The sequence below is a fragment of the Deltaproteobacteria bacterium genome (assembly GCA_016874775.1).
Taxonomy (GTDB): Bacteria; Desulfobacterota; Binatia; order Bin18; family Bin18; genus VGTJ01.
On the sequence record VGTJ01000225.1, the window covers coordinates 1 to 8,298 of the forward strand.

9 protein-coding genes are annotated in these 8,298 nt (G+C 53.1%); 4 read left to right on the forward strand and 5 right to left on the reverse strand.

The genetic code is table 11. The annotated features are described in order from the left end of the window. Positions 1-213: 213 nt before the first annotated feature. Positions 214-1,092 (reverse strand): alpha/beta fold hydrolase, encoded by an 879-nt coding sequence (locus tag FJ147_25435; protein ID MBM4259230.1) that lies wholly within the window; start codon positions 1,090-1,092, stop codon positions 214-216. A 158-nt stretch (positions 1,093-1,250) separates the two neighbouring features. After that, positions 1,251-1,694, reverse strand: coding sequence for a nuclear transport factor 2 family protein (locus FJ147_25440; protein MBM4259231.1), 444 nt, complete (start codon positions 1,692-1,694; stop codon positions 1,251-1,253). A 177-nt stretch (positions 1,695-1,871) separates the two neighbouring features. Between FJ147_25440 and FJ147_25445 the strand changes: the two genes are divergently transcribed. Then, the gene (locus tag FJ147_25445) at positions 1,872-2,882 is read left to right on the forward strand and encodes a glutathione S-transferase family protein (protein MBM4259232.1); all 1,011 of its coding nucleotides are present in this window, start codon (positions 1,872-1,874) and stop codon (positions 2,880-2,882) included. A gap of 36 nt (positions 2,883-2,918) precedes the next feature. On the opposite strand, the gene FJ147_25450 is transcribed toward FJ147_25445, so the two are convergent. Beyond that, positions 2,919-3,500, reverse strand: coding sequence for a Uma2 family endonuclease (locus FJ147_25450; protein MBM4259233.1), 582 nt, complete (start codon positions 3,498-3,500; stop codon positions 2,919-2,921). 157 nt (positions 3,501-3,657) lie between these two features. On the opposite strand from FJ147_25450, the gene FJ147_25455 reads away from it, so the two are divergent. Further along, positions 3,658-4,623, forward strand: a complete 966-nt coding sequence (locus tag FJ147_25455; GenBank protein ID MBM4259234.1) for a zinc-binding dehydrogenase — start codon at positions 3,658-3,660, stop codon at positions 4,621-4,623. A 75-nt stretch (positions 4,624-4,698) separates the two neighbouring features. Here the strand turns inward: FJ147_25455 and FJ147_25460 are convergent, their stop codons facing one another. Both FJ147_25460 and FJ147_25465 read right to left on the reverse strand, forming a co-directional pair. After that, entirely contained in the window at positions 4,699-5,622 is a 924-nt protein-coding gene (locus tag FJ147_25460; protein MBM4259235.1) for a cobalamin-binding protein, read from the reverse strand. A gap of 5 nt (positions 5,623-5,627) precedes the next feature. Then, on the reverse strand, positions 5,628-5,852 hold the full coding sequence (locus FJ147_25465; protein MBM4259236.1) for a cytoplasmic protein: 225 nt from the start codon (positions 5,850-5,852) through the stop codon (positions 5,628-5,630). A 196-nt stretch (positions 5,853-6,048) separates the two neighbouring features. Between FJ147_25465 and miaB the strand changes: the two genes are divergently transcribed. After that, complete coding sequence (gene miaB, locus FJ147_25470; GenBank protein ID MBM4259237.1) at positions 6,049-7,419, forward strand: tRNA (N6-isopentenyl adenosine(37)-C2)-methylthiotransferase MiaB; 1,371 nt, start codon at positions 6,049-6,051, stop codon at positions 7,417-7,419. Between the two features lie 100 nt (positions 7,420-7,519). Continuing rightward, a partial coding sequence (locus tag FJ147_25475; GenBank protein MBM4259238.1) for a hypothetical protein occupies positions 7,520-8,298 on the forward strand: 779 nt, incomplete at its 3' end.

Sequence of the window (8,298 nt, forward strand, 5' to 3'; positions counted from 1 at the left end):
TCCACTACACCCGAAGTGATTCGAGACGCACTGGCGACGGTTTCTACCACACAAGTCCGGCAGTGGTGCCAGCAGCACCTGGGGCCGTCGCTCCAGGCCCAACGCCAACAGGCCTTCCGCCAGCTCACGCTAGCGGAAGAAAAGCAGGTCCACTTTCAACAGGCAGCGTGAGGCGTCTTTGCACCAGGCCAGGCAGCGCCCCTCTGAACGCTCTTACAGCAAAAACCGTGTGAACCACTCACACGCTAGACGCGACGATTCATCGAGCCACTTGCCAGCATAAATCTCATAGTGTGTGATAGGCAGCTCAACGAGTTTCTTCGGCTCTCCAGCGTGTTCGTAGAGTTTGCGATAGCCTTCAATCGGACAGGTGTCGTCGTCACGTGCACCGATAAGTAGCAATGGTCGTGGCGAGATCTTATCGACGACGTTGATCGGCTTGTACTCCAGTGTCTTCTCCACCGTTTCCCATGATAAATCACATTTCATAGCAGGGTACTCTTTGAGCAACGGTTCCAAGAATGCGCGAGTTTGTTCTGCATTCAGGATCGCAATTGCATCGGAGGTGTCACCGACGCCTTCACGCACCCGTTGATGTTTGTCTTCGTTGATCCTCTGCTGCAACTTCTGCCGGGTAGCATAGCCACGTGAATCCATAATCAGACGTTCACCGTCTCCGAACCCTACCTGACCTACCGCAGCTTTCACTCGCAGATCGATCCCCGCCACATAGGGAGCATGCCCACCGCCAAAGCTGGTTCCCCACACACCGATCCGTTCAGGATCGACTCCCTGGGTTCCTTGCAAGAAGGTAATCGCGTTGCGTATATCGTCGATCTGTTCCAGCGGGATCAAACGCCACTTGGTGCCCTGGCTCCCACCAAAGCCGCGGTAGTCGAAAGTGAGCGCAACAAAACCTGCAGCAGCGAAGACCTTAGCATAATCCGGTAAGATGCCACCGCGTAAGCCGGTGAACCCGTGACACAAGACGATTCCCGGGCGTTGGTCACTTGTATTGTAACCGTCAGGGAAGAAGAGATCACCTTCGAGTTTGGTCCCCTCGCTATAAAAATTTACTGTTTTTCGTTCCATGGTCGTTCCTCCTTTATCTCAATTGGACCACAAACATTCGTACGTATTACACCTTGATCCCCCGCGTGTGTCATTCGAGCAGAGCGAAGAATCTCTCGGAGAGACCCTTCGTTCCACTCATGGTGACACATCCAAGACGCCAACCTCTGTTTATTGATTTACTTTTTCCACTCCAGATCACAATGCAAGCGTGTCAACAAGATCCGCTTAATCTTCCACTGTCCATTTTCCTTGACGTAATCTTCGTCATAGTGGCCGTATCCCTTGAAGGTGAACTCTGGCAAGTAGAGATAGTCCATCATTGGCCAGATACCTCGTGCTGTGGTTGCACTGGTCAGTTCGATCTCTGGCATATGACCATGATGGATTGAAACCCCTCGCGACAGAAAGCCACTCACTTTTCCAACAACTTCCGTTCGTCCAGTACAGCGCAGTTCTGTCAGTCCAGTTCCCGCGTCCACGCCTGGCACGCCTTGGTAAACGGCCGTGACATCATCAGTGAACACCGAGTTCCACGCATGCCATTGTTTTTGATCCATAAGGCGAAAGTAGCGAGCCTTGAGTTGTTTGATCAGTTCGATGTCTTCTAAATTGAGCGCCATGCCAACCCCCTCCCGTCGTGTGAGAATCGTGTCAGAAATTTACCGCTGCGAGATGCAACTCTTACTACAACCAACCGGACGAATCTTACTGCACTTGCTCCTGGTGAGTAAAGGAAGCCGCTCTCCGTCGGAAACGGTCCGCTTGTTCCAGCCTACTCGTCCACCGCACGTCGCTTCATGACGGTTGACCTGCTAAGAGCGTACATGCCAGCAATAAACTCGGCAGTTTACAGAGGAGCAGACATGGCAACGGCACTGATTCTCCATCACTACGATTTCTCCAGTTATTCCGAAAAAGTTCGTCTCGTTCTGGGCCTCAAGGAATTAACCTGGCGATCAGTAGAAATCTCGCCAGTCTTACCGAAGCCGGATTACATGCCCCTCACGGGTGGTTATCGCCGGGCACCGTCACTCCAGATTGGCGCCGATGTGTTCTGTGACTCCAAGCGGATAATTGAAGAACTGGAACGTCGTTTTCCTGAGCCGTCCGTGTATCCAGGTCCGGATGTCGCCCTGCAGCGAATCTCGATCATGACTTTAGAATACTGGGCTGACTCGATTTTTACGCGGAACAGCATCAACTACACGTCGTGTGTGAACCCCGAAGCGCCTCGCTTTACGCCAGAGTTTCTTGCCGATCGTGCAGCTCTCCTCCATAAACCTGAACCTGGTCTTGCGCATCGTCGTGGGGCTGCGCACAAAAATCTCGCGCAATTACGTCCGCAGCTTGAGTGGATCAGTGACGTACTCCGCGATGGGCGACCATACGTATGGGGTGAGAAAATGTCACTGGCTGATTGCGTGGTCTACCATCCACTGTGGGTGATGGATCAACTGGCGTATCAGCGCGTTCCGTGGATTGCACCACATGTCCGAGCCTGGATGGATCGTATTGCTGCGCGGGGGCATGGAACGTCTACCCCGATGACAGCACAGGAGGCGCTCGCCGTTGCTGCTGCTGCCGAGCCAGAGCCACCGCGACCAAGCGAGGTTTTAGAGGGAGATCCAGCGCTTGGGGAAGTGATTACTATCACTCCACTTGATTATGGGCGCGACAATCCGAGTGTCGGTCAATTGGTTTCGATCGACACGCATCGGGTCGCGTTGCAGCACAGCGATGAACGCACCGGCCTCGTCACTACACACTTTCCGCGCTTTGGCTACAGCGTGCGGGTGGCGCCGAGGTGATAAACACATACTGCGGAAAACAGATTGCAAAATTGTTTATCGCTGCTCCGACTCGGACTCCAACCACCAACGGCTCATGTCTAGTTCGAGCGCATCGAATGGTTCAACACGCACTGTTTCTGTACTACCATGTGTACTCATTAAGACCCAGCGCCGGTCCTCCAACCGGAACACTTCCAGAACTTGTTGAAGAGGATCAATTAACCACAAGTGACTCACTCCTGCACGTGCATAGGCTGGGACTTTACGCACTCTATCGACACGCGCAGTCGACGGCGAAACAATTTCACAAACCCAGTCGGGTGCAACATCGAAATAAGCAACATTTGGGAGAACCGGCACCTGCTCTCGCCGCCAGCCAGCAAGATCAGGAACGAGAACATCTGGCCCGAGGTGTAATTCTGGCTCAAAGAGAATCCACCAACCGCCAGGGCTTCCAGGACCCCCAATCCTTCGATCGAAAGGATCAAGTGCTCCCCGAAGGGCAGACGGGGCCTGTGCATGAGGGAATGCAGGGCGTGGGGAGGTGAACAACTCCCCGTCCAAGATCTCAGCAACGAGGATGTCAGGAACCTTGAGCAAGTCTTCGTAAGTCGCCTGACGTCGTGCAGTATTCATAAGCGCGCTGTAGCATAGCCGATAGCAGAGAAAACAGATGTGAGTACCAGGGGCGTAGCATGCGCTGTGCGCACGAAAACAGAGGTTTCCCTCTTGCATTCCCACGCGTTTGGGAGGAGGAAAGAAACGCGACGAAATACCAAAAGGAGGAAACGCTATGAAAGCGATGCGCGCGCAGCAGTTTGGTGGACCTGAACAGTTACGACTTGAAGATGCGCCCGAACCACAACCGCAGACAGGCCAGGCCATGATTCGAGTTCGTGCTGCAGGCATTAACCCTGCAGACTTGGTTCGTCTCTCTGGTCGTCTTGGCAATCTGCCCCTGCCGTACATCCCCGGCACCGATGTGTGTGGTGAAGTGGAAGCCATAGGCGCAGGAGTCACCCACCTAAAGAAAGGCGATCGTGTCTTCGGTCGTGCCCTCACAGGTGGTTATGCTGAGAAGACCTGCCTGGCAGCAAGCGAAACGTTTCCACTGCCAGCGAATCTGTCGTTTCCCGAAGGTGCGGCGATTCCGATTCCTTTCTATACCGCGTATCGCGCACTGCACCACAAAGCCGCACTGAAAGCGGGGGAAACGGTACTAATTTCGGCTGGTGGCGGTGGGGTGGGAGTAGCGGCTATTCAACTAGCTAAACTTGCTGGTGCGCGAGTGATTACCACCGTTGGTTCTGCCGATAAAGCCGCGCGTACGAAAGAACTGGGTGCCGATGTCGCAATCAATTACAAAACCCAAGATTTTGCCGCTGAAGTGCAAAAACTCACAGATGGTAAAGGCGTCGAGGTTATCCTTGAGAATGTCGCGTCGGACAATTTAGCGAAAGACTTGGTAATCGCCGCGAAGGATAGTCGGATCATCATCATCGGAACTGGCACCGCCAAAGGACCAGAGGGGCAGTTCGCCATCATGCATTCATTGATGAAGGACGTGAATATTCTTGGAATGAGCCTGGTGAATGCCGGGCCCTATATTGCAGAAATGGCGAATGCGCTGACTCCGATGTTTACAGCAGGCAAACTCAAAGCTGTAGTCAGTAAGACCTATCCATTGGCAGAAGCGCAAACGGCATTGGCGGATCTTGTCGCTGGGCGGGTGTTCGGCAAGTTAGCGTTGACTCCGTAGCTATTGTGCCGATGAAAAAAGAGGGACGACCAGCCGGTCGTCCCTACAACCTCCAGTCATTAGGGTATGTTCTCTCTACACCTGTATATATGCACCCACCGGTGCCAAGCCGGCGCATTCCTCGGGGTGAAGAATTTCTGCTAAAATTTCTGCACTGTCGACAATCCGCGGCCCAGAACGGTTCAAATACGCGTTGCCATCAACAACGAACACTTTGTTCTGTTGTACAGCGGGAAGCGCCTGCCATTGTGGCTGAGCGGTGAAGGTCGGCAGTTCAACTTGAGTCTGAGAAATTTTGAAACCACACGGCATCAAGACAATCACATCGGGTTGGTACTCCACCATGCGTTCCCACGTGAGTTTCGCGCTATGCTCACCGACTTCGGCCAGTTCATATTTGCCACCAGCGATGTTGATAAGCTCGGGAACCCAATTCCCTGCAGCAATGAGGGGATCAAGCCATTCGATGCAGGCGACACGTGGGCGTGGCAGATGACGAATCTTCTGTTCCAGCTTCCATAAGCGTCGTTTCAGGCTTTTCAGGAGTTCTTCGCCGGCATCTTCTCTGCCAGTGGCACTCGCAACTTGGCGAATATCCTCCCAGATGTCGCGTAACTGTTGCGGTTTCAGCGAAGTGACTTGCACTGCCGATGAAAGTACGCATCGTACGGCTTCTTCGACTTCACGAAGGGGTACGGCACACACTTCACATTGATCTTGCGTAATAATCAGATCAGGTTGCAGCGAGTGCAGCACGTCCGTCTTGATCCGATAAATCGCCAATCCTTCCTGCACGAGTTCACGCATACGCGACTCAATATCCCCACTTGTCGCGTGAGGATTGAGTTTTGGCTCGGTCAGCACCGGTAAGCCAGCGACATCAGTAGGATAATCACACTCGTGCGACACACCGACCAGGCGGTCTCGTAGGCCAAGAGCGCAGAGAATTTCCGTACCGCTGGGGAGCAAAGAAACAACACGTTGTGCAGAGCTCATAATCACCATCACATCAATAGGCGTGGCTTCTTTTCGTCAGCTTCAACTTTCTCGCCACAGGTTGATCCACATTTCGTGCACACATACTCGAACTTATTTCCTTCCATGAGAATCAAGAGCAGCTTTTTACGCACCGGCATCGCCTGCCGACACTGAGGGCAGAATAACAATGATGCTTCAAGCTGCTCAAAGCTAGGCTTGGTTGCCACCGTAGGAGTCTCCTTCCTTAGAATGCGTCCTTTTCCCTAGTAGGCCGTCGTATGGATTCTGAAGGGGCCGATTCCGTCATGCCTGCGCAGCCTATCCCCGGTCCTTGAGGAGAGCGGGCAGCCAGGAGCTTCAAGCAGCAACCTGGGGTTCTTCCTTCTATAAATTCACTGCGACGAAGTACTAGGTTCGTATACTCATAGCTAAGAGGTAGCAGCCTCCATGTCAACGCAGCCATTGCCTTGGCAAACCGGAGCGGTTACAACGAAACCCAGTGAAATCCTTATGAATACGCGCAAAGTCTATATTGAAACGTACGGTTGCCAGATGAACATCGCCGATACTGAGCTGCTTATCGGTCTGCTCAAACCCCACGGCTATGAGCCGACGAAGACAGTGGATCGTGCGGATGTGATTCTGCTGAATACGTGCGCGATTCGTGAACATGCCGAGGAACGGGTCTTACGTCGCTTGAGTGAACTCGTCCACCATAAAGCCCGTCACCCCGGCGTACGCCTGGGACTCACAGGATGTATGGCTCAACATCATCGTGATCGTTTGCTCGATAAAGCACCATATCTTGATCTCGTTCTTGGTCCGGACGCGTATCGCACTCTGCCTGCCCTCCTCACGCAAGATGACAAAGATGAGCCGTTAGTGTCCGTGCGTCTTGACCGCGACGAGACCTATGCGGACATTACGCCGGTCCGAGGCGAAGGCATTCGTGCGTGGGTCACGATCATGCGCGGCTGTGACAAGTTTTGCACCTTTTGTATCGTCCCATACGTTCGTGGCCGCGAACGTAGTGTGCCGCTTGTCGCCTTGCTCGACCAAGTCCGCGTGCTGGTTGACCAAGGCTATAAAGAAGTCGTGTATCTCGGACAAACGGTAAACGCCTATCGCGACGGCGAACATGACTTCGCCGACCTTTTACGCCGAACCGCCGAGATCGATGGTATTGAACGCATTCGCTTTACCTCACCTCACCCCTCAGACATGGGCGACCGTGTCATCGAAGCTATGGCGACGGACCCAAAGGTTGCGCCCTATCTCCATTTGCCGCTGCAATCGGCCTCTAACCAAGTATTAGAGCGTATGGAACGCGGCTATACGATCGAACACTACGTAAATCTCGTAGATCGTTTGCGTTCAGCTATTCCTGGGCTTGCCCTGTCAACCGATATTATCGTTGGGTTTCCTGGCGAAGAAGAAGCAGACTTTCACGCCACATGTGAAGCTATGGCCGCAATTCGCTACGATTCGGCCTTTATGTTTAAGTACTCTGCTCGTGAAGGGACCAAGGCCCATAAGTGGCAAGAAACCGTATCGGAACAGGAAAAGGGGCGGCGGCTCCAAGCCATCATCGCACTGCAGGAACGCATCTCAGCACAGGTCAATCAGCAAGCAATTGGTCAGATTGTGGAGGTCTTAGTCGAGGGTCCAGCCAAACGCCCCAAAGGGTGGCTTGCAGGCAAGAACGGCCAATTCAAAACGGTTGTCTTTCCTGGCAACGGCCAACAACCAGGGAGTATCGCGCCTGTACGCGTGACGTCGGCAACTGCCCATACGCTGATCGGTGAGAGCGCAACGTAGAAGGTCTTGCGCTCTTCTCTAGTAGGCCGTTCCCGCATCAAGTTTCTTCGCAGGCTCTGTTTTGTTAGGATGAAGGACGTAAGGAGAGTTTCTTCGTCCCATGTCGGTTATTCCATCTTCGTACGATACTGTCCCGAGTGAAGGAAGTAATCCTCAGTCATTCCAACCCCTATCGGTGTTCCTTTCCTCTCCCACCGTTCTACCCACTGATGATGAAGCACTAGCCAAGCGATTAGAGGCAGAAAAAGTTCACCTGATCTACACCCAAGCGTCACCTGCAGCCCATGTTGTCATGTCGATTGGCGCTGTTCTCTTTACAATTCTGCTTTGGCCTGTGGTCCCTCGCTCCCACTTGATTCTCTGGTTGGTCTGCATGAGCGGAATCATCGCAATTCGGTGGATTTTCTCCCAGCGTTATCGACGGAGACGCCCCCATGCATCTGAAGACATTGCGTGGTGGCGAAAAGCGCTGTTCGTCACGGTAGGGTTCAGTGGCCTTGGTTGGGGCATGGCTGGATTTTTCCTGTTTCCGAGCGCTTCGTTTTCTCACCAGGTCCTTCTTCTGATATTGCTTGGTGGTGCATCGATTCTCTCGATCGCCGTTCTCGCCACCATTCGGGCACTCTTTTTTCTCTTTTTTCTTTCACTCGCAGTTCCTACGCTCTTGCGATTGTGGCTCAATGGTGGAGAGGGAGCCGATATGATTGAACTGCTGTGTCTCGGATTCTCAGCCTGCCTGATTCCAATCGCTACAGGACTTACGCTTGAGGACCACAAGTATCATTTTAGGGATATGATTACCAAGAAGCAGTACGTCGAATATTTGGTGAGCACGCCGAAGAATTGCACCTGTACGTATCTGGCCGAGCATTTGGAAGA